Origin of the sequence: Nocardia neocaledoniensis, from assembly GCF_003182135.1 — a bacterium.
In the GTDB taxonomy this organism is placed as follows: domain Bacteria; phylum Actinomycetota; class Actinomycetes; order Mycobacteriales; family Mycobacteriaceae; genus Nocardia; species Nocardia neocaledoniensis.
Window position 1 is genome coordinate 740,201 of sequence record NZ_QGTL01000002.1, and the last position, 24,685, is coordinate 764,885.

Here is a 24,685-nt window from a genome sequence, read left to right on the forward strand (position 1 = left end):
GTTCACCATCGCTCTCGCTCGCGGGTGTCAGAACTACGTTCCCTATAGTTCCATCCGACCCCCTGTTTGTTCCGACCACCCCCGGGAGCGAGAAACCGATGACCGAGCCCGCACCGGACTCCGCCGCGGCCTCGGCCGCCGCCGCTGCCCGACACGCCGACCGCTACGGCAGGAAACCACCGGCGCGTCGAGGATGGCTGCTGGCCCTGCTCGGCGTCGGCGTGCTGGTCGCGGGCCTGGGCGTGGCCTATCTCGGTTTCCAGAAGTACGGCCCGAAGGCGATCGAGACCGAGCAGCTCGGCTACGTGGTCGTCGACGACTCCACCCTCACCGTGCGGATGAAGATCACCCGCGACGACCCGCAGCGCGACGTGGTCTGCATCGTCCGGGCGATGGACCGCGACACCGCCGAGGTCGGCAGGCGCGAAGTGCTGGTGCCCGGCTCCGAACACCCCAGCCTCGAGGTGACCACCACGGTCAAGTCCTCGTCCAGGGCCTCGGCGGGCGACATCTACGGCTGTACCGAGGATGTTCCAGGCTATTTGCGCCTCGGATAGCGGCCTCGCCTAGCCTGACCTGCATATTTATGAGACATGCTAAAATGGCCTGATACACGGTTCCGGGGCTCGGAGCCGTGTTTGCTGCATTGGCGGCCAGCGATGCTGTTCCGGGTTACGGGTTCACCCCCAGGATCGCTCCAGCCGTCGGGCCCGCGCATGCCTTCGCTTCGTCGGTAACGCGCGGGTTTCAGGGAATCCCGGTGCGCCGGGAACAACTACTAGGGAGTGATCGAGATGACCGAGAATGTGACCTGGCTTACCCAGGAGTCGCACGACAGGCTCAAGGGCGAGCTGGACTCGCTCATTGCCAATCGTCCGGTCATTGCCGCCGAGATCAACGAGCGCCGCGAAGAAGGCGACCTCAAGGAGAACGGCGGCTACCACGCCGCGCGCGAAGAGCAGGGCCAGCAGGAGGCGCGCATCCGCCAGCTGCAGGAACTGCTGAACAACGCGAAGGTCGGCGTCGCCCCCACCAAATCCGGCGTTGCCCTGCCCGGCTCGGTCGTCACCGTGTACTACGACGGCGACTCCGACGACACCGAGACCTTCCTCATCGCGACCCGCGAAGAGGGCCTCGGCGCCACCAACCTCGAGACCTACTCGCCGAACTCGCCGCTGGGCGGCGCGCTGATCGACGCCAAGGTGGGCGAGACCCGCGAGTACACGCTGCCCAACGGCAACACCATGAAGGTGACGCTGGTCAGCGCCGAGCCGTACCACGGCTGAGCCAGAGCCCGGCCCACCCGAACCCGAACGCGAGCGGCCGCATCCGAATCCCGGATGCGGCCGCTTCGTCATCTGTGAGTGCCCGTCAGCTCAGGGCCTGCTCGACATCGGCGAGCAGATCGCTGATGTCCTCGATGCCGACCGAGAGCCGGACCAGATCGGCGGGTACCTCCAGCTCCGAGCCCTCGGTGCTGGCGTGGGTCATGGCGCCGGGGTGCTCGATCAGCGACTCGATACCACCCAGCGACTCGGCCAGGGTGAAGATCTCGGTGCGCGAGCAGAACTTCAGCGCCGCCTCGCGGCCACCGGCCAGGCGCACCGAGATCATCCCGCCGCTGCGGCGCATCTGCTTCTGCGCGATCTCGTAGCCGGGGTGGGTGGGCAGGCCGGGGTAGATGACCTGCGAGATGGCCGGGTGGTTGGTGAGGAACTCGGCGATCACCTCGGCGTTGTCGCAGTGCTTCTCCATCCGCACGGCCAGGGTCTTGATGCCGCGCAGGGTGAGGAACGCGTCGAAGGGGCCCGGCACGGCGCCCGCGCCGTTCTGCAGGAACGCGAACGCCTTGTCGAGTTCCTCACTGTTGGTGATCAGCGCGCCACCGACGACGTCGGAGTGACCGCCCAGGTACTTGGTGGTCGAGTGCACGACGATGTCGGCCCCGAGCAGCAGCGGCTGCTGCAGGTACGGGGTGGCGAAGGTGTTGTCGACGACGAGCTTGGCGTCGGCCTCGTGCGCGATGTCGGCCAGCGCCGGGATGTCACCGATGCTGAGCAGCGGGTTGGTCGGCGTCTCGATCCACACGAGCTTGGTGTTGGGCCGGATGGCCGCGCGGACCGCGTCGAGGTCGGCGATGTGGGCGGGCGAGTGCTCGATGCCCCACTGGGTGAACACCTTGTCGATGAGGCGGAAGGTGCCGCCGTAGGCGTCGTCGGGGATGACGATGTGGTCGCCGGGCCGCAGCACCGCGCGCAGCGCGCAGTCGGTGGCGGCCATGCCGGAGGCGAAAGCCCGGCCGTAGGCGCCCGATTCGAGGGCGGCGAGGTTGGCTTCGAGCGCGGTGCGGGTCGGGTTGCCGGTGCGCGCGTATTCGTAACCGCCGCGCATCCCGCCGACGCCGTCCTGGGCGAAGGTGGAGCTCGCGTAGATGGGGACGTTGACCGCACCCGTCTGAGGATCGGGTTCATATCCGGCGTGGATGGCCCTGGTCGAGAATCCCAGCTCACTCATGGGCCTCAGACTAGTTGGCTCGTTCCGTGGCCCGATGCTGGGGTATCGGCCGTGCGCGAAGTGCCGGATTCGGGGCGCGGGCGGCGGTTAGGCTGACGCCATGGTGACTGTGGAAGAGCTGTTCGCGATCGATCCGCTGCTCTCGCCGGAGGAGCGCGAGATCCGCGACACCGTGGCCGCGTTCGGCGAGCGCAGGCTGCGCCCGCACATCGCGGACTGGTTCGAGGAGGGCACCTTCCCGGCCAGGGAGATCGCCCCCGAACTCGGCAAGCTCGGCCTGCTCGGCATGCACCTGGAGGGCTACGGCTGCGCCGGCGCCTCGGCCACCGCCTACGGCCTGGCCTGCCAGGAACTCGAGGCCGTCGACTCCGGCGTGCGCAGCATGGTGTCGGTGCAGGGCTCGCTGGCGATGACCGCGATCCACTTCTACGGGTCGGAGGAACAGAAGCAGCGGTATCTCCCCGCGATGGCGGCGGGCGAGACGATCGGCTGCTTCGGCCTCACCGAGCCCGACTACGGCTCCAACCCCGGCGGGATGCGCACCAGAGCCAGGCGCGACGGCGACGATTGGGTGCTCAACGGCTCGAAGATGTGGATCACCAACGGCGCGGTCGCCGATGTGGCCGTGGTCTGGGCCTACGCCGAGGAGCCCGGCCAGGACCGGCCGCGGGTGCGCGGTTTCCTGGTGCCTGCGGGCACACCCGGCTTCACCACCAGGGAGATCCATCGCAAGCTCTCGCTGCGCGCGTCCCTCACGGCCGCACTGGATTTCGACGACGTGCGCCTGCCCGCCGACGCGGTGCTGCCCGAATCCCGTGGCCTGAGTTCACCGTTGGCCTGTCTGAGCGAGGCCCGCTTCGGCATCGTCTTCGGCGCGCTCGGCGCCGCCCGCGACTGCCTGGCCGCCGCGATCGATTACGCCCGCACCCGCGAGGTGTTCGACAAGCCGCTGGCCGGCTACCAGCTCACCCAGGCCAAACTGGCCGACATGGCCCTCGAGCTCGGCAAGGGACAGCTGCTCGCGCTGCACCTGGGCCGGTTGAAGGACCGGCACGAGATCACCGGCGAGCAGATCAGCGCGGGCAAGCTCAACAGCACCCGCGAGGCCATCGCGATCGCCCGCGAGTGCCGAACCATTCTGGGCGCCAACGGAATCACCCTCGATTACCCGGTGTTGCGGCACGCCAACAACCTGGAGTCGGTGCTCACCTACGAGGGCACGGCCGAGGTGCACCAGCTGATCCTGGGCAAGGCGCTCACCGACGCCGACGCCTTCCGATAGGCCGGTCGGTTCAGCCGACCGGCACGTTCTCGGGCACGGGCGCCGGGCGGATCAGTCCGCCCGCGAAGGCGACGGCCAACGTCCCGAGCACCACGGCGGCCACGGCGATCGCGAGGGGAATCGTGATCGCTGTCGGGATGCCGAGCACGGTCAGCGTCGCCAATCCACCGGCGCCCCAGACGAACACGGCCACCAGCCGGCCGAACAGCGGGGCGTACGGCCACCGGCGCAACGTCCGGCCGACTCCCTCGCGCGCCAGATACCCTGCGGCAGCGGGGATCACCGGGATCGCGCCGAGCAGCTGGATAGCCGGTTCGGTGACATTCACTACGGGCCCCTCCGCTCGCCGTGCCGATTAGCCGAACGTTGTCTCGAGTCGGTACTGCCCACTCAGAATCCACCCGGCGCGTTGTTCACGCAACTCCGCCGCGCCTCGCGTGCCACGACAACCCCTTGACCTGGTGAGTGATCCGCGTCACAATCTAATCGTGTTAGGTGAAACTACTCGCGATAGGCAAGCCGAACGCCGTGAGGCGACGCGGCGGGAGATTCTGCAGGTCGCGTGGGAACTCGCCAGGGAGCACGGGCTCACGCAGTTCACCCTGCGCGATGTCGCCACCAGGGTCGGCATGCGGGCCCCCTCGCTCTACACACACTTCGCGTCCAAGCACGCGATCTACGACGCGATGTTCGGGCAGGCCTGGACGGAATTCGAGGCCTACTCGGTCCGGGTGACAGCGGCGCTGCCCGCCGCGCCGCGTGCCCGGCTGCTCGCGACGGCCTACGGATTCTTCGATTTCGCAGTCGCCGATCTGGCCCGCTACCAGCTGATGAACCAGCGCACGGTGGCCGGATTCGAGCCGTCACCCGAGGCGTACGAGCCCTCACAGCGCGTCATGGGCAACGCCCTCGCCCTCTTCGCCGAGGCAGGTGTCACCGATCGCGGTGACATCGAGATCTGGTTCAGCCTGATCGGCGGCCTCATCGATCAACAACTCGCCAACGATCCCACCGGCGACAGCAGGCGCCGGCTGCTCGAACGGGCGATGACCATGTGGGCCGACAGCGTCGGCCTGCCGCCAGAACCGAGGCCCCCCCGATGACCACCTCCACCCCGACACCGACCGCGCCGCGCCGTAGCGCGACACCCCACGCCGAGGCGGTCGCCCTGGCCGCGACCGAATACGAGCGCGTCGGACGCGCCGTCGCCGCGCTCGCGCCCGAGGACTGGCAACGCCCCACCGACTGCACGGACTGGACCGTGCACCAGCTCGTCGCGCACATGGTCGGCATGATGGCGATGACGGCGTCGATCCCCGAGATGATCCGGCAGAACCGGATCGCCGATCGTCGGCCCGGCGGCGAGGAACGCCGAGTCGACGCACTCACCGCCCATCAGGTCGCCCGCTACGGCGCCCACACCCCCGAGGAACTGCGCGCCATGATCGCGCGCCTGGCCCCGCGCGCCACCGCCGCCCGCCGCCGCTTGCCCGCCTTCGTGCGCAAGCTGGCGATGCCGGGCACCGAGGAGGTCAACGGCGTCGACGAGCGCTGGACGGTCGGCTACCTCACCGACGTGATCCTCACCCGCGACCCGTGGATGCACCGGATCGACCTGAGCCGCGCCACCGGCACACCGCACGAAATCACCGCCGAGCACGACGGCCGCATCGTCGACGGCGTGGTGCGCGAATGGGCGCAGCGCCACGGCGGCCCCTACCGGCTGACGCTGCACGGCCCGGCGGGCGGCACCTGGGCCGAGGGTGACGGACCCGCGCTGGAGCTGGACGCGATGGAGTTCTGCCGCATCCTGTCCGGTCGCGCGAGCGGTACCGGTCTGCTGGGCACCGAGGTGCCGTTCTGAGCGTCAGCTCGGCGCGGGCAGTTCCAGGTTCTCGCGGTAGGTCCCGCCCAGGTAGTCGGTGTCGACCAGGCCGCGGCGGCGCAGCTCGGGCAGCAGGCCGTTGAGCACGAAGTCGCCGGTGCGCGCGTCGGCGAGGCCGCCGAGGGAGATCACGTCGAGCACGTTCGCCCGGTAGCGCTCCTCGATGGCGTCGGCGAGCTGCTCCGGCGTGCCCGCGGCGGCCCAGTGGCCGGTGTCCTTGGCGGCCACGATCAGCTCGCGCAGGGTGGCGCCGCCGGCTGCCAGCTTGGTGAAGATCTCCACCCGGCCACGCCGTCGGTGTACCGAATCGAGCTGGGGCAGCAGGCTTTCCGGGAGCGGCTTGTCCAGCAGCAACTCGGACAGGTCGAGCCCGCCGCCGAGCATGTCGGCCAGCTGGGCCCGGCCCGCCACGAAGTCGGTGGCCTCGGCGGCCTCCCGGACCAGCCGGCGCGCCTCCGCCTCGGTCGCGCCGTAGGTGGCGTGGAAGGAACTGAAGATCAGCGGCAGCCCGTCGGGTCTGCCCAGCTCGGCGGCGCGGGTCCTGATCCGCTTCGTGTAGATGACGGCGTCCTCGAGCGTCGGCAAGGAGGTGAAGACGACCTCGGCGAAGCGGGCGCCGAGTTCGACGCCGCCCGCCGACTGGCCGGCCTGGAACTGCACCGGCCGTCCCTGTGGCAGCGGCGGGATGTTCAGCGGCCCGCGCACCGAGAAGTGTTGCCCCGCATGGTCGATGGGTCGTACGAGCGTCGGGTCGAGGACGGCCCCACCCCGGCCGTCGGGTCGCAGCGCGCCCGGCTGCCAGCTGTCGAACAGGGCATTGACGACGGTGAGCGCCTCGGTGGCGCGGGCGTAGCGCTGCTCCGGGCTCGGCAGGTCGTCGGCGCCGTAGTTCTCCTCGCCGAGCGAGGAGGTCACCGCGTTCCAGGCCGCGCGCCCGTTGCTCACGTGATCGAGCGTGCCGAACAGGCGGGCCAGGTTGTACGGGTGATGAAAGGTGGTGGTGACCGTCGCGATGAGGCCGACGTGGCTGGTCACCGCGCTCAGCGCGGCCAGCTGCACGATCGGCTCCTGCGCACCGATCGCGCCCTGCGCCCCGAAGGCGAGCAGATCGGCGGCGAACACGGCCCCGACCTTGTTGTCCTCGGCGATCCGGGCGATCCGCACCGCCTCGTCCAGGGTCGACCGGGTGGGGTCGAGCGCGGCGGCGTACACATCGGGTGAGCCGCTCACCCCGGTGACGGTCTTCAATCTGCGGCGTTCGGTGGCCATGTCGGCCAGTCCACCAGTGCGCCGCGCGGCCGACCATGGTTGCGCTCAACGAAATTCGAGCGGAATGCGGGGTTGCGACGAGTTCGCCGATGGGGCGATTCGGCGCTGTTGCTACCATCTGGTGGTGTTATCGCCCGGCCCCGCGTTGCTCGAAATCTCGGCACGACGTCACATGCATAAACTGAATACGATGTACGGAATTCCCGCCGCGCTGGCCGCGGCGGAAAATCCCGGGCTCTGCGCCGAGCTCGATCAGCACGCGGCGGCAGTGCGCGACATTCTCGCGTTCGGCGTCGGCGAATCGACGGGAATCCCGCTCACCGTGCTGCTCGCCGGTTACGCGCGCGGGTTGCTCGATCAGGTCGCCGAGTTCGCGGGTGGCCTCCGGGCCTGCGCGCCGTCCTCCTGGCCCGAGGCCGATTGGCTGCAGCTACGGCTGGCCGCGGTCTGCCGCCACGCCGTTCCGGCCTGAACACCGGAATCGGCGCTTCGCCTCCGAAACGGTGACGAAGCGCCGGCGCCGGTTGGTCAACGAGGCGTGTCACCGCCCCACTCCGGACGACCCGGTTCCGGGTAGCCCGCGCCCGGCGCGACCCACTGCTGGGCGTTCTCGGCGTGCGCGCCGGGGACAGCCTGCCCCTGGCCGCTCACGCGCGCGGCGTCTTCACGACCGCGCTGGTAGGCCTCGGCCTGCCCCTTCATCGCGGGCATCTCCGATTCCAGGTTGCCGAGCCAGTTGTTCCAGCGCTGCTCCATCGGCCGGACCAGGCCACCGCCGACACCGACGACCAGGATGCCGCCGATGGTGGCGAGCACCGCGATCAGGACGGGCGTGGTCACCGAGGTGGCGACGCCGATCTGGTTCAGCGCGGCGATGATGCCGATGCCCCAGATGAACACCGCGGCGATGCGGCCGAGCATCGGCCCGTAGGACATCCCGCCCAGCATGTTGGTGACCAGGTCGCTCACCGCCGAGGCGATGGCTGCCGCGATCACCACGATGATGATCGCCACGGCCGCCTTGGGCAGCCAGGCCACGATGCCGTTGAGCAGATCACTGACCGGGTTCGGCCCGAACACACCGAAGCCGAGTTGCAGCGCGATCAGCAGGATCGCGTAGTAGGCGAGCTTCGCCAACAGGTCGGACGCGTCGTATTTGCTGCGCGACATCATCTGCTTCAGCTGGCCACGTTCGACCAGCCGATCGAAGCCGACGCGCTCGAGCACCGCGTTCACGATCTTGGCGACCACCTTCGCGATGATCCAACCCACGACCAGGATGACGAGGAACGCGGCCGCTTTGGGAAGGAATTGTGCGACCGAACTCCACGCGTCGGTCAAGCCCTGCTGGAAATCTATCGCCACGACGGAGGTATCCACAGCACTTTCCTTTCGCTCGTTCCGGCTGCGGCCGATTAGCCGAAGCGTCTATGAAGCGGTGTTCCCCCGTATTCGCCGACTGAATCGGAAATTAGCGAAGGATTTGCTTACGTCGCGCTGACCGGCAGGTCTTGCCTTTTCGTCCAGCTCGAGGCACGGTAAGTAAGTGGTTACTTACCCCAGCGACCCGCCGACCTCCTCCCGCGACCGGATCATCACCGAGGCGTTGCGGCTGTTCGGCGAGCAGGGCTACGCCAAGACCTCGATCGCGCAGATCGAGCAGGCGGCCGGACTCTCCGGCGGGTCGGGCGCGCTCTACCGGCACTTCAAGTCCAAGGACGAGCTCCTGGTGCAGGCAGTGGGGACGCGGCTCGTCGATCGTGGCGAATGGGACCGGTTCATGGCGCCGGAGTTCTCCCTCGCCGCGGTACTGGACACGATCACCCCCGGCGGCGGCCTCGTCGACAAACTCGTCGCGCTGTGCCGGATCGGCCTGACCCGCCTGGACCACGACCGCGATGTGACCCGAATACTGCTGCGGGACAATTCGATTCCCGCTGCACTGCTCGAGGTGTTCCGCGAGCAGGAGTACGCGGTGGTCATGGCCGCCGTCACCAAGGGTCTGCGCGAACTCGCCGGTCCGCACGCGCCCACCCAGGACTGGGATGCCACCGCCGCCGTGCTCGTCGGCGCGCTCGCGCACTTCTGGATGATGCGCGACATCTTCGACGGCGGCCACCCCGCCGATATCGACACCGACCGCTATCTCATCGCGACCGCGCAGATGACCGCCGCCCGGCTGGACTGGGCGGGCACCGAGGGAGAGGACCGACGATGAACAATCCCATCACCGTCATCGGAGGAGGCCTGGCCGGCCTCACCGCCGCCATCGCCGCCGCCGAGACCGGCGTGCCGGTGCGGCTGCACGAGGCGCATCAGACCCTGGGCGGACGCGGTCGGGCGACCCAGCCGCCGCACGTCGCCCACGAGGGAGCGCACGTGTTCTACGCCGACGGGCCGCATTACACCTGGCTGAAGGAGCGCGGCTTCGTGGCCGGTCTCGGCTGGCCGGGCCTCGGCGACGCGGTGACTGCGTGCTTTCGCGCCGACGGCGAGCTGCGGCGGCTCCCGCCGATCGGCATGCTGCGGGCACAGCTGCGCAAGCGCATGACGGCGCCCGTCGACCTCGACTTCCACACCTGGGCCACCGGACACTGGGGTGAACGCACCGCCACCCAGCTGGCCAACGCGATCAGCGTGACCACCTACGACGCCGACACCGGCAGGCTCTCGGCCGCCTTCGTCTGGGGACTGTTCCAGCGGGTGTACGGTCCGGCGGTGCCCGCGGTCCGGTGGGTGCGGGGCGGCTGGCAGCGCACGATCGACCGAATGGCCGACCGCGCAAGGGAACTCGGCGTCGTCATCGAGACCGGCGCACGCGTGGACACGCTGCCCACGGACGGGCCGGTCATCGTCGCCACCGACCTCGACTCCGCGCGCCGCCTCCTCGGTGACGACTCCCTCCAGGGCACAAGCGGATTCGCCGCGCTGCTCGACATCGCCGTCCCCCGCGACCGGCGCGACCGGTTCCTCGTCTTCGACCTGGACGGGGGTGGATTCCACGAATGCTATTCCGCGCAGGACGATTCCGTCGCTCCGGCGGGTGAGTCGCTGTTCCAGCTCCAGATGCCGGTGCGCGTCGGCGAGTCCAGGGACGCGGCCCAGCAGCGACTCGGCGCGTTCGCCGACCTCGCCGTCCCGGACTGGCGTTCCCGCAACACCTTCCACCGCACCTCGACCTCCAAGAAGCGCACCGGCGCGCTCGACCTGCCCGGCACGACCTGGCGCGACCGGCCCGCGGTCGATCGAGGCGACGGGGTCTACCTGGCCGGTGACATGGTCGCGGCGCCGGGCATGCGCGGGGAGATCTCCATCAACAGCGCCATCGCCGCGGCCGCCGCGGCCGTCGCCGACGCGCGCAAGGCCGCCCGCGCCCGGACCGAATCCGCCTGACAGCACGGCGTCTCGATCCGGTCGGCGAAGGGCCGGATCGGGGTGCCCGAAAATCGGTTGCGCCGACGATCCGCCGATTCCTAAGGTGATTCGCATGTCGTGCTGCATGTTCATCCGTCTCCGCCACGCCCGGGCTCTGGCCCGCTAGCGGACGCGGATCTCATCGTCGGCGTCCACCGGCGTGCCCAGGGCCCATCGAGCTTTCATTCGACTCGATGACCCGGAAGGGCAACTGCTGTGGCGCAGGATCATTCACACAAGAACTATTCGCATACCCAGCGCAAGGTCACCGGAAGCCGCGGTCCCCGTACCGCGCGTGACCTGGCGCGACGTACCCTCTCCCAGAACTTCCTGGTGGATCGGCACGCGGTCGACCTGCTGATGACCGTCGCCGATCCGGCCGGTGTCGTGCTCGAACCCGGCGCGGGCGAAGGCGTGCTCACGCGGGCGCTGGCCGAGCGTGGCGCGCGCGTGACCGCGTACGAGATCGACCCGCTGCTGGCGGCCAAACTCTCGGCGCGGACCAGGAACGAGGCCGGAATCCAGGTGGTGCGTGGCGATTTCACCAAAGCCAGGGCACCGCGAGAACCGTTCGCGGTGGTCGGGAACATCCCGTACTCGGCCACCTCGGAGATCGTCGCCTGGTGCCTGAACGCCCCGGCGCTCACCTCGGCGACCCTGCTCACCCAGCGTGAGTACGCGCGCAAACGCACCGGCGACTACGGCCGCTGGAGCCTGACCACGGTGCTGCACTGGCCGTGGTTCGACTGGCATCTGCGCGGCCAGGTCCCCCGGACGAGCTTCCGCCCGATCCCCTCGGTCGACTCCGCCGTCCTGCGGATCGACCGCCGCCCGAATCCCCTGGTCACCCAGCGGGATTCGTACGCCGAACTGGTACGCACCGGTTTCTCGGGCATCGGCGGCACCGTCCGCGCCTCCCTGCGCACCCGCTACCAGGGCGTGGACGAGGCCCTACGCGGCGCAGGCATCGCCGACGACACCGTGGTCGCCTACGTCCACCCGGAACAGTGGGTGACCCTGCACTCGGCCCTGGCGAGCTAGCGGGTTCCGCGGCGTCGCCCACCCCGGGCGGCGCCGCGGCCCGGCGGCTAGATCGAGCCGGTGCTGAGGAAGCCGAGGAGGTCGTGGCGGGTGATGACGCCGACGGGCTTGCCGTCTTCGACGACCATCAGGGCATCGGAGTCCGAGAGGGCCTTGGTGGCCGTCGAGAGGGGCTCGCCGGAGCCGATCAGCGGGAACGACGGGCTCATGTGCTGGGCCACCGAGTCGGTGAGCTGAGCGCGGCCCTCGAAGACGGCCGAGAGCAGGTCGCGCTCGGTGACGCTGCCCGCGACCTCGCCCGCCATCACCGGCGGCTCGGCGCCGACGACCGGCATCTGCGAGACGCCGTATTCGCGCAGGATCTCGATGGCGTCGCGCAGGGTCTCCGACGGGTGGGTGTGCACCAGGTCGGGCAGGGCGCCGGACTTGCCGCGCAGCACGTCACCGACCAGCGGCTCCGGCCCGGCCTCGAGCGGGGTGGTGAGGAAGCCGTAGGAGCTCATCCACTTGTCGTTGAAGATCTTCGACAGGTAACCGCGGCCGCCGTCGGGCAGCAGGACTACGACCACGGCGTCGGGATCGCGCCGGGCCACCTCGATCGCGGCCACCACGGCCATGCCACAGGAGCCGCCGACCAGCAGGCCCTCCTCGCGGGCAAGGCGGCGGGTCATCTCGAAGGAGTCGGCGTCGGAGACGGCGATGATCTCGTCGGGCACGCTCGGGTCGTAGGCCGAGGGCCAGAAGTCCTCGCCGACGCCCTCGACCAGATACGGACGGCCGGTGCCGCCGGAGTAGACCGAGCCCTCCGGGTCGGCGCCGACGATCTTCACCTTCCCGCCCGAGACCTCCTTGAGGTAGCGGCCGGTGCCGGTGATGGTGCCGCCGGTGCCCACACCCGCGACGAAGTGGGTGATCTTGCCCTCGGTGTCGGCCCAGATCTCGGGACCGGTGGTCTCGTAGTGGCTGTCCGGGCCGCCGGGGTTGGCGTACTGGTTCGGCTTCCAGGCGCCGTCGATCTCGCGGACCAGGCGATCGGAGACGTTGTAGTAGCTGTCGGGGTGCTCCGGCGGCACGGCGGTCGGGCACACCACGACCTCGGCGCCGTAGGCGCGCAGCACGTTGCGCTTGTCCTCGCTGACCTTGTCCGGGCAGACGAACACGCACTTGTAGCCGCGCTGCTGGGCGACCAGCGCGAGCCCGACGCCGGTGTTCCCCGAGGTGGGCTCGACGATGGTGCCGCCCGGCTTGAGCAGCCCTTCCTCTTCGGCGGCGTCGATCATCTTGACCGCGATGCGGTCCTTGGAGCTGCCGCCGGGGTTGAGGTATTCGATCTTCGCGGCGACCAGGCCCGCGTTCGGGCCGACCACCGAGTTCAGCCGAACAAGGGGCGTGTTGCCGATGAGGTCGACGACATGATCCGCGATGCGCATAGCCCCATCGTTGCAGAACCCTGGGTCCGCGGCGCGACGTGGTCCGACGATGTGGCCCAGGGCACCGGTGGGTGCCGCGACCACCGCACCCCTGATTTCGTGCGCGCGAGGGTAGCTCGGCGGCGCGGCGCGGTGGGATCGGTGGCTCTCGTGGCACCGCGCGAGCCGCCCGCTCAGTGGGCACGGCGCCTGCCCGGCGGCCGATTCCCGCCGTACAATTTTCGGATGTGAGCGCACCACGAATCAGCTGGCGTACCGCCGCCGTCACCGGCGCCACCACCGTGCTCGCCGGTTCGGGTGCTGGCACCGTCTCCTGGGCGACCTACCGCTTGCTGATGACGCAGGCGGGCGCGGCGCGCGCGGTGATCGGGCGCGACACCTCCAAGCCGCCCGAGGCCGACGGGGTCTACGCGCCGGGCGCGCAGCTCCCCGAACCGTGGCGCAAGGGCGTGCCCAGCGACCTGCACCTGATGATCTTCGGCGACTCCACCGCCGCCGGACTCGGCTGCCTGAGCGCCGCGGACGTGCCCGGCGTACGGCTGGCCCGCGGCCTCGCCGACGCGACCGGGCTGCGGATCCGGCTCAGCACCAAGGCGATCTCCGGCGCCACCTCCAAGGGGCTGGCCGGTCAGGTCGACGCGATGTTCGTCGCGGGCCCGCCGCCGGACGCCGCGGTGATCCTGGTAGGCGGGAACGACATCACCAAGAAGCACTCCATCCGTGCCTCGGCGCGCAGGCTGGCCGCCGCGGTGTCGCGGCTGCGCGAGGCCGACGCGCTCGTCGTCGTCGGAACCTGTCCGAATCTGGGCACCGTCACCGCGATTCCGCAGCCGCTGCGGACCGTGGTCGCGAACTGGAGCGTGCGCCTGGCGAAGGCGCAGACCGTGGCGACCACCATCGCGGGCGGAATCCCGGTGGCCATGGGCTCGCCGTTGGTCGCCTCGGAGTTCCGCGCCGCCCCCGAGATCCTCTTCGCCACCGACGGATTCCACCCCTCCGCGGCGGGGTACGAACTGGCGGCGGCTCAGCTGCTGCCGGTCCTCGTCGAAGCGGTGCAGACCCGACCTGGTCTACCGGTCGCGCACAGCGAGACGTAGATTCCAGAAAGACCGGCTTGTGAACGCCGTTCACTGAACCATCCGAAAAGGAGTCCTCATGCCCGAGGCCGTAATCGTCTCCGTTGCCCGCTCTCCCATCGGCCGTGCCGTGAAGGGGTCCCTGGCGGGTATGCGTCCGGACGACCTGACCGCACAGATGGTGCGCGCGGCGCTGGCCAAGGTCCCCGCGCTCGACGCGAGCACGATCAACGACATCATGCTCGGCACCGGCTCCCCGGCGGGTGAGGGCGGCTTCGGCATGGCCCGCAACGTCGCCGTGCAGCTGGGCCTGGACACCGTGCCCGGCACCACCGTGCAGCGCTACTGTGCGTCGTCGCTGCAGACCACCCGGATGGCCTTCCACGCGATCAAGGCCGGCGAGGGCGACGTGTTCATCTCCGCCGGTGTGGAGACTGTCTCGCGCTACGCCAAGGGCTCGGCCGACAGCTGGCCCGACACCAAGAACCCCGAGTTCGCGCAGGCCGAGGCCCGCACCAAGGAGACCGCCGAGGGCGGCAAGGGCCAGTGGCACGACCCGCGCGAGGACGGCCTGCTGCCCGACGTCTACATCCCGATGGGCCAGACCGCCGAGAACGTCGCGACGCTGACCGGCATCTCCCGCGAGGACCAGGACCACTGGGGCGTGCGCTCGCAGAACCGCGCCGAGGAGGCCATCAAGAACGGCTTCTTCGAGCGGGAGATCACCCCGGTGACCCTGCCCGACGGCACCGTCATCAGCAAGGACGACGGCCCGCGCGCCGGCGTCACCTACGAGGCCGTCAGCCAGCTGAAGCCGGTGTTCCGTCCCGACGGCACCGTCACCGCAGGCAACTGCTGCCCGCTCAACGACGGCGCGGCCGCGCTGGTCATCATGAGCGACACCAAGGCCAAGGAGCTGGGTCTGACCCCGCTGGCCCGCATCGTCTCCACCGGCGTGTCCGGCCTGTCGCCGGAGATCATGGGCCTCGGCCCGGTCGAGGCCGTCACCCGGGCGCTGGCCCTGGCGGGCAAGTCGGTCTCCGACATCGACCTGTTCGAGATCAACGAGGCCTTCGCGGTGCAGGTGCTCGGCTCGGCCCGCGAGCTGAAGATCGACGAGGACAAGCTCAACGTCTCCGGCGGCGCGATCGCGCTGGGCCACCCGTTCGGCATGACCGGTGCTCGCATCACCGCGACCCTGCTGAACAACCTGCAGACCTACGACAAGCAGTTCGGCGTGGAGACCATGTGCGTCGGCGGCGGCCAGGGCATGGCGCTGGTCATCGAGCGCCTCAGCTGAGATAGGCAATGAAAAGAGCGGCCCACCGAATCCGGTGGGCCGCTCTTTCGTGTCGGTGATCAGTCGCGCTGGAAGTAGCTCAGCAGGCGCAGGATCTCGACGTAGAGCCAGACCAGGGTGACGGTCAGGCCGAGGGCGACGCCCCAGGCGGCCTTCTCCGGCGCCTGGGCGCGGATCAGCTGATCGGCGGCGTCGAAGTCCAGCAGGAAGCTGAACGCGGCGATGGCGATGCAGACCAGGCTGAACACGATCGCCAGCACGCCACCGTCGCGCAGGCCGAAGCCGCCGTCGGTGAAGAAGCTCGCGATCAGGTTGCCGACCATCAGGACCAGCACGCCGACCATGGCGCCCAGCAGCATGCGGGTGAAGCGCGGGGTGACCCGGATGGCGCCGGTCTTGTAGACGACGAGCATGCCGAAGAACACGCCGAACGTGCCGAGCACCGCCTGGCCGATCAGGGCGCTACCGCCGACGCCGCCGAAGGTGACGTCGGTGAACATCAGCGACAGGGCGCCGAGGAACAGGCCCTCGAACGCCGCGTAGGACAGCACGATGGCCGGGTTGTCCATCTTGTTGCCGAAGCTCGCCACCAGGACCAGCACCAGGCCGACCAGGCCGCCGCCGATGACGAACAGCGGGGCGAGCGAGGGGTTCGCCGAGGACAGCGCGAACGAGATGATCGCCGTGACGGTCAGCACCGCGAGGGTGATGCCGGTCTTGGTGACCACGTCGTCGATGGTCATCGCGCGGGTGGCGGGGGCCTGCTGGAATTGCTGGCCGTACTGCTGCCCGTATTCGCCGTACTGCTGGTTGCCCAGCTGGCCGGCGCCGGCGACGCCCGAACCGAAGTTCGCGTAACCGCCGACACCCTCCTGGCGAGGTAAGTTCTTGAACACCGGATTCGATGAGGTACGCACCGTGCGCCTTTCTTGGAGTGATAGTCGCTGTACGCCTGACGGCGGGCCACAGCTCCAACTTGCCCTGTTCAACGTGCCGTGACCGGACAAAGTTCCCGTCACCGAGATCGTGTCCGGTCGGACAAATCGGACTCTACCGCGTTCGGCGGTCCCTATCGTTGTACGTCACGCAGACCACGAACGGACCTCGTGACCGTGAACTTCTTGTTCCGCCCGATCACGTCGGTGCGCCCGACCATCCGCTCGACGACGCCGCGATAGTTCAGGTGCGAGTTGTACACCGTCCACAGTTCGCCGCCGGGGCGCAGCACCCGGCCGGTCTCGGCGAACATCTTGATCGCCGAGCCGGTGTGCACGGCGGCGCCGACATGGAACGGCGGATTGCACAGCACCAGGTCGGCGCTGTTGTCGGCCGCCGAGGACATCGCGTCGTCACGCACCACGGTCACCCGGTCGGCGACGCCGTTGGCGGCCGCGGTGGCCCTGGCGGAGGCGACGGCGGCGGCCGATTGATCGGTGCCGACCACGCGGATGTGCGGGCGCGACTTGGCCAGCGCCACGGCGAGGATGCCCGTGCCGCAGCCGAGGTCGATGGCCTCGCGCGCGTCGGGCTTCATCCGGTCCAGATGTTCGAGCAGGAAGCGGGTGCCGATGTCGAGGCGCGGGCCGGAGAACGCGGCGCCGTAGGCCACCACGTCGCCGTCGATCTCGTCGATCCGCTCGGCCACCGGGAATCGCGATTCACCGACCGGCAGCGGCTCACCGACGACGAGCACCCGCGACTTCTGCCTACCCCGGCCCGCGCGCACGCTGGCGAAGGACTCGGCGAGCACCTCGTTCATGGCCGGGGTGAGGTATTTGTCGCGTCCACCCGCGAACACCACGACGTCCGGCGCCGCGTAGCGCGCGATGGCCTCGGCCGCCTCGGCCAGGCCGGACAGCATCCTGGGTAGTCGCATCAGCACGACCCGCGCACCGGCCAGCAACCCGGCGTCGAGTTCGTGCGCGGTGTAGCGATCGGCGAGCCCGAGGTTCTTGGCGTTGCCCGCCAGCGCGAGTTCGCCGGTGAGCAGGTCCTGGTGCACGCGCAGGCCGGTGAGATCGTGGCGGGCGGCCGCGCCGAGGGTCAGCGCGCCGTACGCGTCACCGATCACCGCAACCTCACCGCTACCCGCCGCCGCCAGCGCGTCGACGGCGGTATCGAGGAGTAATCGGTCGGCCGCGTCGACGGCATAGAGGTTCGGCGCCTCCACGTCCGGATACCGGCGCAGCCGGGTGAGTACGTCCTCGACTCTGTCCACGCGACAAGTGTGCTAGATCGTTGCCCCACCGTCACATCCGGCCCTGAGATCGGGCGGTGGCCTTGCTCACAGTGGGTAGTCGTGGCATGTATTCCGATGGGCTCGAACAGCTTCCATCGATTTGCGACACCCTTGCAGATGGGCCTGAATCCGCAGATCACGCCAATCCCGTTGGTTCCCAGCGCTTCGGCTGACGAGTCACCGACACCGACGCTCCCCCGCGCTGCCGCGACCTGGGTCACATCGCCCGGAATGCGCGCATCTTCAGCGGGCCCAGGGCGCACCGGGGCCGAATTCACGGACCAGGCCACCGACGCGAGCGCCAGCAAACTTGCCGTAGCCCGAACACGCCCCACCTCGCTTGGCCGCCCCGAGCGGACACGCTGAGTACCATCAGTCACATGCGTAACGCTCTAGTGCTCGGCCTCGCCGCCATCGCCGCGTTGACGCTGTCCGGCTGCGGCACCGACGGCACACCCGCCGCCACCCCACCGTCGACCAGCACGACCAGCACCTTCACCGACGCCACCGGCGCGGCGCCACGCGACAACACGCCCAAGTCCGGCGAGGCGTCGGCGGGCGCGGCGCTGACCGTCACCGATATCCGGCTGGGCCATCACGAGGGTTTCGACCGGGTGGTCTTCACGCTCGGCGGCACCGGCACGCCCGGCTGGCAGGTCGAGTACACCGGCAGCGCGGTCCAGGACGGCAGCGGCAAGCCGGTCGAGGTGGACGGCAATTCGATCCTCGAGGTCCGCATTCTCGGCTCGGCCTACCCGTTCGATTCGACCGTGCCCCCGTACGCGGGACCCGACCCGGTCACCGACCCGAGCGTGCCCGGCATCACCGGGGTCTACGAGGCGCTGGTCTACGAGGGCAGCACGCAGTCGTTCGTCGGCGTCACCGCCGCCGAGCCCGCCTTCGCCGTCACCACGCTGACGAACCCGACCCGGCTGGTCGTCGACATCGCGAATCGTTAGTTACCCGTACGGCGTGAGGGTATTCGTTCCGCGCTGATCGCGCTGGTTACACTGGGCGCCGTGATCAACCGGCCACCACACCGCCGCGCCCCTGGCCTCGCCTGGGCGCTCACGGTGCTGGTTCTGATGGCCGGAATCGTCGCCATGCACTCCGCGGTCTTCGGCACCGCCCACGCGTCCGCGGGCGGGCCCGAGCACGCCGCGGGAACCCATGCCGTCGGTGCTCCCGCCGAAACGGAAACTCGCCCGGCCGCTCTCCCCGCTCCCGCGATCCAGGCGGGCACCGCCACCGACCATCGTCCGCATTCCGAATCGGTCTCCGACACAGCACTCACCGCGGCGGCCACCACCCTGCCCGCGGGCAGTGCCGACACCCAGCCGACGACCTCGCCGGTAGGACCCGCCAGCGCCCCGCCCGCGGGCAGTGCCGATACCCAGCCGATGATCTGGCCGACGCCATCCGCCACGGGCACCGTCGTGGACGACCACGCGGCCGTCGCGCCGAGTTCGGCGACGGCATCGGCCGTCGGCATGATGCCGGTTGCTACGCCGAACACCACCGCACCCGCCGGCGACCCGCACGCGGGTTCGGGCTGCGGCTCTGCGGGCTGCGATGAACACGCCGCCGTGCATTCATGCGTTTTCGTGCTCGTCGCATTGGCCGCCGCGATGGCGCTGGTGCTGCTCTACCGCCTCACCGATGACCTCGCCGCGATCGTCGCCGCGGCCGCGCGCCCCTGGCGCGGCAGGCGCGAACGTCCGCCGCCGTGGACGGTGCTCTCCCTCGCGCAACTGGCGATCCTGCGGATCTGACAGGTCAGCCGCCCCCGGTGTCCCCGGCGGGCGGCCAGTTCTCGTCACCTCATCCCAGCATCCCCAGGAGGATCACCGTGTTCATCACCCGTACCCGTGCCACCATCGTCGCCCTCGCCGCCGCGAGCTCGCTGCTACTCGCCGCCGGCTGTAGCGACGACAGCTCCGACGCCCCCGCCCACCACTCCTCGACCACCACGTCGGCGAGCCCGACCAGCGCGACGGCCGGTGCCCGCACCGACTTCAACGACGCCGACGTGACCTTCCTGCAGATGATGTACCCGCATCACGCGCAGGCCGTCGAGATGGCGAAGATGGTGCCCAGCCGCACCCAGAATGAGCAGCTCATCGCGCTCGCCGCGCAGGTCGAGCAGGCCCAGGCGCCGGAGATGCAGCAGATCACCACCCTGCTGACCAGCTTCGGCAAGCCCGCGCCGACCACGGGCGGTGGGCACGAGGGCCACGGCATGCCCGGCATGATGACCGCCGAGCAGATGTCGGCGCTCGAGGCAGCCACCGGCGCCGAGTTCGACCGGCAGTGGCTGGAGATGATGATCGAGCACCACGAGGGCGCGGTCGACATGGCGAACACCGAGCTGACCGGTGGCGTCAACGCCGAGTCCAAGCAGCTCGCGACGGCGATCGTGTCCGCCCAGGAGGCCGAGATCAGCACGATGCGCGGCATGCTCGGCCAGAACTGATCACGCGCGGCGCCGGGGCCTCGGCTCCGGCGCCGCTCCCGACGTCTCGGTTGATCATCGAAATCGCCGCCGCGAGCTGACGTCACCGGCGCGCAGCCAGTACGGTCGATATGTTCGGCGTCGGGCGCAAACCGGCGTCGGCTGTCGGTGAGGGAGGAGACAGACATGAGACAACGGGAACGAGTGGGGGTCGCCACCGCACTCGCGGCCGCGGCGACCGGCATGGTCCTGATCGGCGCCTGCACCAAGCAGGTACCCGGTGACGCCCAGGCCAACCAAACCGACCTCGCGTCCTACACCTCCGAGGTGGCGGCCTCGTCGGCGGCGCGGGTGCAGAAGGCCAACGACGACGCCTGCGACGGCCTGCGCGCGGCCAACAAGAGCTCGGTCGCCTCGTTCAACGCCTACATCGAGGCCAGCAACAACCGGGCGCCCGACACCGACACCAAGGCGAACGAGGCGGTGACGACCCTGCGCAACAACGCCAAGGACTTCGCCCGCAAGCTCACCAACGACGTGATCCCCGCGCTCTCGGAACCGTTGCGTGCCTACCGCGACAACACCAACACCCTTGCCGACACCCTCGAGCGCCGCGCTCCCACCGACGAGCTCAACGGCGTGATCGACACCTTCAACGCCGCCAAGGACGCCGCGATCGACGTCTGCGAGCCGTACGGCAACTGAGCCCGCCGTAACAAGAACGTGATCGTTCACGATTCCCTCCCGGACATTCTTTCTGGAGGGCGACGTGCACGGCTATGTGAAATACCTTGTGGCAGCGGCGGTTACCGCGCTGACGCTGTCTTCGGGCGCACTGCTGCCCGGTCCGGCGCGGGCCGAACCGGTCACCGCCAAGCAGTGTGAGGTCACTTCGGGGCGCACGCCCCAGTCGGCGACGCCTGTCGAGGCGGCGCTCGATCCCGCCCGGCTCGGCGAGGCGATGCAGCTGGCGACGAACGCCACCCGCTTCAACATCCAGATCTATCGCAACAACTGCCTGGTCGGCGTCGGACCGCGCAATGCCGAATCCGGTGGCGTGGCCTGGAATCTGTGGAGCGGCACCAAGAGCGTTGTCGCGCTCGTCGCGGGCCTCGCGGTGGACGACGGCCGCCTGCGCGTCGACGAACCGATCGGCGCCTATCTGCCCGCGGGTCTCGGCGACGAGGCGCACCGGGCGATCACGGTGCGCAATCTGCTCACCGAGTCCTCCGGGATGGAGGTGGCGGTCGCCGCCGAGGGCGCGACCGGACTGGCCGCGCTGGATCCCAATGTCGTCGCCCAGGCGCTGGCCATGCCGATCGAGCGCCCGCAGGGCACCATGTTCCGCTACAGCCAGCGCGCCGTCGACCTGCTGGTCTACGTGATCCAGCAGGCCATCGGCGAGGACTTCCAGGATTACGCCCAGCGAAAGCTGTTCGACCCCTTGGGCATCCCGCGCAGCGACTACTTCTGGGCCCGCGACCGCGCCGGAAACACCTACGGCCACGCGCATCTCATCCTGCCGCCGGACGACTTCGCGAAAATCGGCCTGCTGGTGGGCAATCGAGGTAAATGGAACGACCTGCAGGTGATCTCGGACGACTACATGCGCGCGGCGCTGTCGCCCTCGGCGAGCATGCCCTGCTACGGCTTCCTGTTCGTGATCAACGGCGAACCCTGCCGGCTCGAGTTCCCTGGCCTTCCCTATGACGCGGTGAAGATCTCGGGCATGCTGCGCAACGACAGCTACATCGTGCCCAGCCTCGGCCTGATGGTGAACTGGACCGGCGTCGCGACGCCCGGCTCCTCCACCTACACCCACAACGTGATGCGCACCCTCGGCTCGGCCTTCCTCGACACGCACGTGCCCGATCCCGGCCCGTACCAGGAGCGGCCGGATGTGAGCGTCACCGATCCGATGATCGCGCGCCCCGACGCCCTGCTCGGCACCTTCGGCATCGGCCCGTACGCCTACCCCGGCTGCAGCTTCGTCGACTGCCTCGGCGAGACACCCAAGCCGCCGTTCTCCGACTGGCCGCCCGGCTGTGTGGTCCTGGGGTGCGTCGGCACCAACCCGGCGACGCCCGGCATTCGCTGAGCGCGCCGGTTCCCCTTCCGCGGCCGCACGCCTACGCTGACAGGTACCTGCCCTGAACAGGGTGGGTGAAACATCCCGAAGACCGGCAAGTTTCCAGCAATACGCGTGCTTCAATCGATCGCCCGACCCGGGGCGAATCGATCGAGTGCCCGAACGCGAGGTGTGTCGTCATGTCATTCTGGGAAGTGCTATGGCTCATCATTGTGAGCTTCGCTTTTGTCGCCTATCTGATGATGCTGTTCATGATCGTCGGGGACCTGTTCCGGGACAAGAACACCTCGGGCTGGGCGAAGGCGGTCTGGATCATCTGCCTGATCTTCTTCCCGCTCATCACCGCCCTGGTGTACCTGATCGCGCGTGGTCAGGGCATGGCTGAGCGGTCGAGCGCGGAGGCGAAGCAGATCAAACAGGCGCAGGACTCCTACATCAGGGAGACCGCGGGTACCAGCCCGGCCGCGCAGATCGCGGACGCGAAGAAGCTGTTCGACGAGGGGTCCATCACGCAGGCCGAGTTCGATCAGTTGAAGAACAAAGCGCTCGCCTGATCCCGTTCTCCGGAAGGTCCCGCCCACCATTACCCTCGGTGCGCGGGACCCTCCTCGTTCGCCAGGGAAAAGGCCCTGGGCGCGTGACTCCTCGTCGCGTATTCTCGAAGCAACCGGACAGGACCAGTAGGGACCGGTGCACCGCTCGCGAGAAGGAGCCGCCCTCATGCCCGCACCGCTGCGCGACAGCGCAGTGCCCAAACACGAACAGCTGCGCGCGATCCTGTTGCAGAAATGCACGCGCGAGCTCCAGCCGGGCGACCTCATGACCAGCGAGCGCAATCTGATGCAGGACTACGGCGTCAGCCGGATCACCGTGCGCGAAGCGATCGGGCAGTTGGTCAACGAGGGCTACCTGGTCCGGGTGCGCGGCAAGGGCACCTTCGTGGCGCACCGACCGGTGCAGTCGCGACTGCATCTGGCCTCGTTCACCGAGGAGATGCGCGCGCTCGGCCACGACCCGACCACACTGGTCCTGGTCGCCGAGGAGGCGGTGCCGCCCGAGGCCACCGCCCGCGCACTGCGACTGCCCGCCGACACGGCCGCCTACCACGTCCGCCGACTCCGCCTGGCCGACGAGGAACCGGTGAGCGTGGACGACGCCTGGTTCAACCCCGAGCTGCTGCCCGGCCTGATCTCGCACGACCTCACCAGTTCGATCTACCGCACCACCGCGGACCGCTACGGCAGGCCGATCGAGCGGGCCGTGCAGACCGTGGACGCGCAGGCCGCCGAGTCCGGCGTCGCGATGCTGCTCGGCGTGCGCAAGGGCGCCCCGGTCCTGCACTTCGACCGGGTGTCGTTCAGCGCCGAGGTGCCGATCGAGCACACCCACAGCTGGTACCGCTCCGACCGCTATCGCGTGCAGATGGAAGTCGGTGAGCGATCACCGGTATGAAATAGTCATATTTCAGATACTGTATGGGCGCTATCACAGCGAAGTGCTCGGAGGTATCCCCCCATGTCCATCCCCAGATCCACCACGCGCGCGGGGCTTTCGGCCCTGATCGCCGCCGCGGCCGTCCTCGGCGCCGCGGGCACCGCCAACGCCATCGGCGGCCTCGACTGGGACCTGCTCCCCTCGGGCTCGGTCCAGATCGGCCCACCCACCGGCAGCGCGGGCTCGGTCGACGTGGGCAGCGGCGCCGGCTCCTTCGACGCCGACCTCGGCTCCTCGGCCCCCCAACCCCTCCCCGGCACGGGCTCCGCCGTCTTCCCGCCGCCGTTCCCCGGCTCGGTCGGCTGATCGCCCGCCGCGGCGCGCACGTTTGCGCGCCGCGGCCTCGGCTCAGTCCGCTGAACCCCTAGCTCTCCTCGGTCGCCGCTTCGATGACGATCCCCCCGAAACGGCCTTCCCGCATGGTCGCCGGACGGCCATCGATGAAACACCTACCAGTGCGGGTGACCTCGACGCATTCTTCTCGCTGGGCACCACTGTCGCCCGTGAAGTAGGCGATCATGCCGCCGGAGAAGTCGACATTGAAGCCGGTCACCCGTCGACCGGCACGGTCGGTGGTGCGACCTCGGCAGTGGTCACAGACCGCGCGCGGATATCGCGGGTCGTGGACCGCGGCTCGCGCGCAGAGCGGGCAGGGTTGCGTGTATCGACGTCCGGCTTCCCGTTCGCGCATCAGCTGATCGTCGCGGGCGAAGAAACTCCGTGCGGAGCCCGCGATCTTGTACCTGCGCAGGGCGATGAGGAGGTACTCGGCATGGTCGGCGGTCTCGGGGTCGAGCGCGTCTCGACCCGGCAACTCGTCGATCCGCGTGAGCCCGGCGTCGTACGCCGCCATCGCCGCGCGGTGTGCCACAGAGAGCTCACTGTCGGCGATGTATCTGTTGGCGTGTTCGGCGCGCGCCAGATGTTCATCGATCACCATGTCGATGGTGCGTTCGGCCCGCGACAGCAGTCCGCTGCCGCGTCCTTCCGTGGTCACCAGAACGTAGCCGTCGAGGTCACCGTCATCGGTTCGGATCGTTTGCAGGTATGCGAAACCGCCGCCGTGGCGGGCGGTTTCGAGCCCCGGATGCGGATAAGGGACGAGGGAGTCGGGATCGTTCGCGTGGTCGCGTGCGATCCGCAGCGCTTCATCGCGAGTCGGGAGCGAGCGCGAACCCGGATTCATAGCCGCCAGCCTAT

The 24,685-nt window shown here is 69.4% G+C and carries 27 protein-coding genes; 19 read left to right on the plus strand and 8 right to left on the minus strand.

All coding sequences use genetic code 11. The features are described from left to right. Positions 1-98 precede the first annotated feature (98 nt). Both DFR69_RS07775 and greA read left to right on the plus strand, forming a co-directional pair. The gene (locus tag DFR69_RS07775) at positions 99-557 is read left to right on the plus strand and encodes a DUF4307 domain-containing protein (RefSeq protein WP_110036716.1); all 459 of its coding nucleotides are present in this window, start codon (positions 99-101) and stop codon (positions 555-557) included. A gap of 237 nt (positions 558-794) precedes the next feature. Continuing rightward, complete coding sequence (gene greA / locus DFR69_RS07780; protein WP_110036717.1) at positions 795-1,286, plus strand: transcription elongation factor GreA; 492 nt, start codon at positions 795-797, stop codon at positions 1,284-1,286. Positions 1,287-1,371: 85 nt separating this feature from the next. On the opposite strand, the gene DFR69_RS07785 is transcribed toward greA, so the two are convergent. Then, complete coding sequence (locus DFR69_RS07785) at positions 1,372-2,514, minus strand: cystathionine gamma-synthase (RefSeq protein ID WP_110036718.1); 1,143 nt, start codon at positions 2,512-2,514, stop codon at positions 1,372-1,374. A gap of 100 nt (positions 2,515-2,614) precedes the next feature. On the opposite strand from DFR69_RS07785, the gene DFR69_RS07790 reads away from it, so the two are divergent. Continuing rightward, positions 2,615-3,796 carry an acyl-CoA dehydrogenase family protein gene (locus DFR69_RS07790; RefSeq protein WP_110036719.1) on the plus strand — a complete coding sequence of 394 codons (1,182 nt, stop codon included), beginning with the start codon at positions 2,615-2,617 and terminating at the stop codon, positions 3,794-3,796. Between the two features lie 10 nt (positions 3,797-3,806). Here the strand turns inward: DFR69_RS07790 and DFR69_RS07795 are convergent, their stop codons facing one another. Further along, positions 3,807-4,124, minus strand: a complete 318-nt coding sequence (locus DFR69_RS07795) for a hypothetical protein (RefSeq protein WP_110036720.1) — start codon at positions 4,122-4,124, stop codon at positions 3,807-3,809. Between the two features lie 160 nt (positions 4,125-4,284). Here DFR69_RS07795 and DFR69_RS07800 point away from each other — a divergent pair, with 160 nt between their 5' ends. Together DFR69_RS07800 and DFR69_RS07805 are read left to right on the plus strand one after the other, a co-directional pair. Next, positions 4,285-4,899: a TetR/AcrR family transcriptional regulator gene (locus tag DFR69_RS07800; RefSeq protein WP_167456185.1), complete on the plus strand. Its 615-nt coding sequence runs from the start codon at positions 4,285-4,287 to the stop codon at positions 4,897-4,899. Continuing rightward, the gene (locus DFR69_RS07805) at positions 4,896-5,660 is read left to right on the plus strand and encodes a maleylpyruvate isomerase family mycothiol-dependent enzyme (RefSeq protein WP_110036722.1); all 765 of its coding nucleotides are present in this window, start codon (positions 4,896-4,898) and stop codon (positions 5,658-5,660) included. Before DFR69_RS07800 ends, DFR69_RS07805 begins: the two co-directional genes overlap by 4 nt. 3 nt (positions 5,661-5,663) lie before the next feature. On the opposite strand, the gene DFR69_RS07810 is transcribed toward DFR69_RS07805, so the two are convergent. Then, positions 5,664-6,950 carry an NtaA/DmoA family FMN-dependent monooxygenase gene (locus tag DFR69_RS07810; RefSeq protein ID WP_110036723.1) on the minus strand — a complete coding sequence of 429 codons (1,287 nt, stop codon included), beginning with the start codon at positions 6,948-6,950 and terminating at the stop codon, positions 5,664-5,666. A 190-nt stretch (positions 6,951-7,140) separates the two neighbouring features. On the opposite strand from DFR69_RS07810, the gene DFR69_RS07815 reads away from it, so the two are divergent. After that, positions 7,141-7,422 carry a DUF6401 family natural product biosynthesis protein gene (locus DFR69_RS07815; protein ID WP_244198139.1) on the plus strand — a complete coding sequence of 94 codons (282 nt, stop codon included), beginning with the start codon at positions 7,141-7,143 and terminating at the stop codon, positions 7,420-7,422. 56 nt (positions 7,423-7,478) lie between these two features. Here the strand turns inward: DFR69_RS07815 and DFR69_RS07820 are convergent, their stop codons facing one another. Then, entirely contained in the window at positions 7,479-8,330 is an 852-nt protein-coding gene (locus DFR69_RS07820) for a mechanosensitive ion channel family protein (protein WP_110036725.1), read from the minus strand. 166 nt (positions 8,331-8,496) lie between these two features. Between DFR69_RS07820 and DFR69_RS07825 the strand changes: the two genes are divergently transcribed. From DFR69_RS07825 to erm, 3 genes are all read left to right on the plus strand, one after another. Next, on the plus strand, positions 8,497-9,168 hold the full coding sequence (locus DFR69_RS07825; protein WP_110036726.1) for a TetR/AcrR family transcriptional regulator: 672 nt from the start codon (positions 8,497-8,499) through the stop codon (positions 9,166-9,168). Continuing rightward, positions 9,165-10,343, plus strand: a complete 1,179-nt coding sequence (locus DFR69_RS07830) for an FAD-dependent oxidoreductase (protein ID WP_110036727.1) — start codon at positions 9,165-9,167, stop codon at positions 10,341-10,343. The genes DFR69_RS07825 and DFR69_RS07830 overlap by 4 nt, the downstream gene beginning before the upstream one ends. Before the next feature lie 321 nt (positions 10,344-10,664). Beyond that, on the plus strand, positions 10,665-11,405 hold the full coding sequence (gene erm, locus DFR69_RS07835) for an ErmE/ErmH/ErmO/ErmR family 23S rRNA (adenine(2058)-N(6))-methyltransferase (RefSeq protein WP_373866992.1): 741 nt from the start codon (positions 10,665-10,667) through the stop codon (positions 11,403-11,405). 47 nt (positions 11,406-11,452) lie between these two features. Here the strand turns inward: erm and DFR69_RS07840 are convergent, their stop codons facing one another. After that, the gene (locus DFR69_RS07840) at positions 11,453-12,835 is read right to left on the minus strand and encodes a cystathionine beta-synthase (protein ID WP_110036729.1); all 1,383 of its coding nucleotides are present in this window, start codon (positions 12,833-12,835) and stop codon (positions 11,453-11,455) included. 227 nt (positions 12,836-13,062) lie between these two features. Here DFR69_RS07840 and DFR69_RS07845 point away from each other — a divergent pair, with 227 nt between their 5' ends. Both DFR69_RS07845 and DFR69_RS07850 read left to right on the plus strand, forming a co-directional pair. After that, positions 13,063-13,932, plus strand: a complete 870-nt coding sequence (locus DFR69_RS07845; RefSeq protein WP_110036730.1) for an SGNH/GDSL hydrolase family protein — start codon at positions 13,063-13,065, stop codon at positions 13,930-13,932. A 58-nt stretch (positions 13,933-13,990) separates the two neighbouring features. Next, positions 13,991-15,211 (plus strand): acetyl-CoA C-acetyltransferase, encoded by a 1,221-nt coding sequence (locus DFR69_RS07850; RefSeq protein WP_110036731.1) that lies wholly within the window; start codon positions 13,991-13,993, stop codon positions 15,209-15,211. Positions 15,212-15,270: 59 nt separating this feature from the next. On the opposite strand, the gene DFR69_RS07855 is transcribed toward DFR69_RS07850, so the two are convergent. Together DFR69_RS07855 and DFR69_RS07860 are read right to left on the minus strand one after the other, a co-directional pair. Then, complete coding sequence (locus DFR69_RS07855) at positions 15,271-16,128, minus strand: Bax inhibitor-1/YccA family protein (RefSeq protein WP_110036732.1); 858 nt, start codon at positions 16,126-16,128, stop codon at positions 15,271-15,273. A 152-nt stretch (positions 16,129-16,280) separates the two neighbouring features. Continuing rightward, positions 16,281-17,429 carry a class I SAM-dependent methyltransferase gene (locus DFR69_RS07860; protein WP_110036733.1) on the minus strand — a complete coding sequence of 383 codons (1,149 nt, stop codon included), beginning with the start codon at positions 17,427-17,429 and terminating at the stop codon, positions 16,281-16,283. Between the two features lie 401 nt (positions 17,430-17,830). Here DFR69_RS07860 and DFR69_RS07865 point away from each other — a divergent pair, with 401 nt between their 5' ends. The 8 genes from DFR69_RS07865 (at position 17,831) to DFR69_RS33865 (ending at position 23,791) form a co-directional block, all read left to right on the plus strand. Continuing rightward, on the plus strand, positions 17,831-18,409 hold the full coding sequence (locus DFR69_RS07865) for an AMIN-like domain-containing (lipo)protein (RefSeq protein ID WP_110036734.1): 579 nt from the start codon (positions 17,831-17,833) through the stop codon (positions 18,407-18,409). Positions 18,410-18,469: 60 nt separating this feature from the next. Continuing rightward, positions 18,470-19,222, plus strand: coding sequence for a DUF6153 family protein (locus DFR69_RS07870; RefSeq protein ID WP_110036735.1), 753 nt, complete (start codon positions 18,470-18,472; stop codon positions 19,220-19,222). A gap of 77 nt (positions 19,223-19,299) precedes the next feature. Next, on the plus strand, positions 19,300-19,923 hold the full coding sequence (locus DFR69_RS07875) for a DUF305 domain-containing protein (RefSeq protein WP_110036736.1): 624 nt from the start codon (positions 19,300-19,302) through the stop codon (positions 19,921-19,923). A 165-nt stretch (positions 19,924-20,088) separates the two neighbouring features. After that, the gene (locus tag DFR69_RS07880) at positions 20,089-20,607 is read left to right on the plus strand and encodes a hypothetical protein (protein ID WP_167456186.1); all 519 of its coding nucleotides are present in this window, start codon (positions 20,089-20,091) and stop codon (positions 20,605-20,607) included. Between the two features lie 64 nt (positions 20,608-20,671). Further along, positions 20,672-22,000 carry a serine hydrolase domain-containing protein gene (locus tag DFR69_RS07885; RefSeq protein WP_244198140.1) on the plus strand — a complete coding sequence of 443 codons (1,329 nt, stop codon included), beginning with the start codon at positions 20,672-20,674 and terminating at the stop codon, positions 21,998-22,000. A gap of 170 nt (positions 22,001-22,170) precedes the next feature. Next, on the plus strand, positions 22,171-22,545 hold the full coding sequence (locus DFR69_RS07890) for an SHOCT domain-containing protein (protein WP_110036738.1): 375 nt from the start codon (positions 22,171-22,173) through the stop codon (positions 22,543-22,545). A gap of 166 nt (positions 22,546-22,711) precedes the next feature. Then, positions 22,712-23,443, plus strand: a complete 732-nt coding sequence (locus DFR69_RS07895) for a GntR family transcriptional regulator (protein WP_110036739.1) — start codon at positions 22,712-22,714, stop codon at positions 23,441-23,443. Between the two features lie 63 nt (positions 23,444-23,506). Then, entirely contained in the window at positions 23,507-23,791 is a 285-nt protein-coding gene (locus tag DFR69_RS33865; protein WP_146229218.1) for a hypothetical protein, read from the plus strand. Positions 23,792-23,849: 58 nt separating this feature from the next. Here DFR69_RS33865 and DFR69_RS07905 read toward each other — a convergent pair whose 3' ends face one another. Next, the gene (locus tag DFR69_RS07905; protein WP_110036741.1) at positions 23,850-24,671 is read right to left on the minus strand and encodes a hypothetical protein; all 822 of its coding nucleotides are present in this window, start codon (positions 24,669-24,671) and stop codon (positions 23,850-23,852) included. Positions 24,672-24,685 lie beyond the last annotated feature (14 nt).

Excerpts from the sequence above, each read along its gene's own strand:
- DFR69_RS07775 (WP_110036716.1), top strand. The coding sequence starts at position 99 with ATGACCGAGCCCGCACCGGACTCCGCCGCGGCCTCGGCCGCCGCCGCT.
- greA (WP_110036717.1), top strand. The coding sequence starts at position 795 with ATGACCGAGAATGTGACCTGGCTTACCCAGGAGTCGCACGACAGGCTC.
- DFR69_RS07785 (WP_110036718.1), bottom strand. The coding sequence starts at position 2,514 with ATGAGTGAGCTGGGATTCTCGACCAGGGCCATCCACGCCGGATATGAA.
- DFR69_RS07790 (WP_110036719.1), top strand. The coding sequence starts at position 2,615 with ATGGTGACTGTGGAAGAGCTGTTCGCGATCGATCCGCTGCTCTCGCCG.
- DFR69_RS07805 (WP_110036722.1), top strand. The coding sequence starts at position 4,896 with ATGACCACCTCCACCCCGACACCGACCGCGCCGCGCCGTAGCGCGACA.
- DFR69_RS07810 (WP_110036723.1), bottom strand. The coding sequence starts at position 6,950 with ATGGCCACCGAACGCCGCAGATTGAAGACCGTCACCGGGGTGAGCGGC.
- DFR69_RS07815 (WP_244198139.1), top strand. The coding sequence starts at position 7,141 with ATGTACGGAATTCCCGCCGCGCTGGCCGCGGCGGAAAATCCCGGGCTC.
- DFR69_RS07830 (WP_110036727.1), top strand. The coding sequence starts at position 9,165 with ATGAACAATCCCATCACCGTCATCGGAGGAGGCCTGGCCGGCCTCACC.
- DFR69_RS07840 (WP_110036729.1), bottom strand. The coding sequence starts at position 12,835 with ATGCGCATCGCGGATCATGTCGTCGACCTCATCGGCAACACGCCCCTT.
- DFR69_RS07850 (WP_110036731.1), top strand. The coding sequence starts at position 13,991 with ATGCCCGAGGCCGTAATCGTCTCCGTTGCCCGCTCTCCCATCGGCCGT.
- DFR69_RS07865 (WP_110036734.1), top strand. The coding sequence starts at position 17,831 with ATGCGTAACGCTCTAGTGCTCGGCCTCGCCGCCATCGCCGCGTTGACG.
- DFR69_RS07880 (WP_167456186.1), top strand. The coding sequence starts at position 20,089 with ATGAGACAACGGGAACGAGTGGGGGTCGCCACCGCACTCGCGGCCGCG.
- DFR69_RS07890 (WP_110036738.1), top strand. The coding sequence starts at position 22,171 with ATGTCATTCTGGGAAGTGCTATGGCTCATCATTGTGAGCTTCGCTTTT.
- DFR69_RS07895 (WP_110036739.1), top strand. The coding sequence starts at position 22,712 with ATGCCCGCACCGCTGCGCGACAGCGCAGTGCCCAAACACGAACAGCTG.
- DFR69_RS33865 (WP_146229218.1), top strand. The coding sequence starts at position 23,507 with ATGTCCATCCCCAGATCCACCACGCGCGCGGGGCTTTCGGCCCTGATC.
- DFR69_RS07905 (WP_110036741.1), bottom strand. The coding sequence starts at position 24,671 with ATGAATCCGGGTTCGCGCTCGCTCCCGACTCGCGATGAAGCGCTGCGG.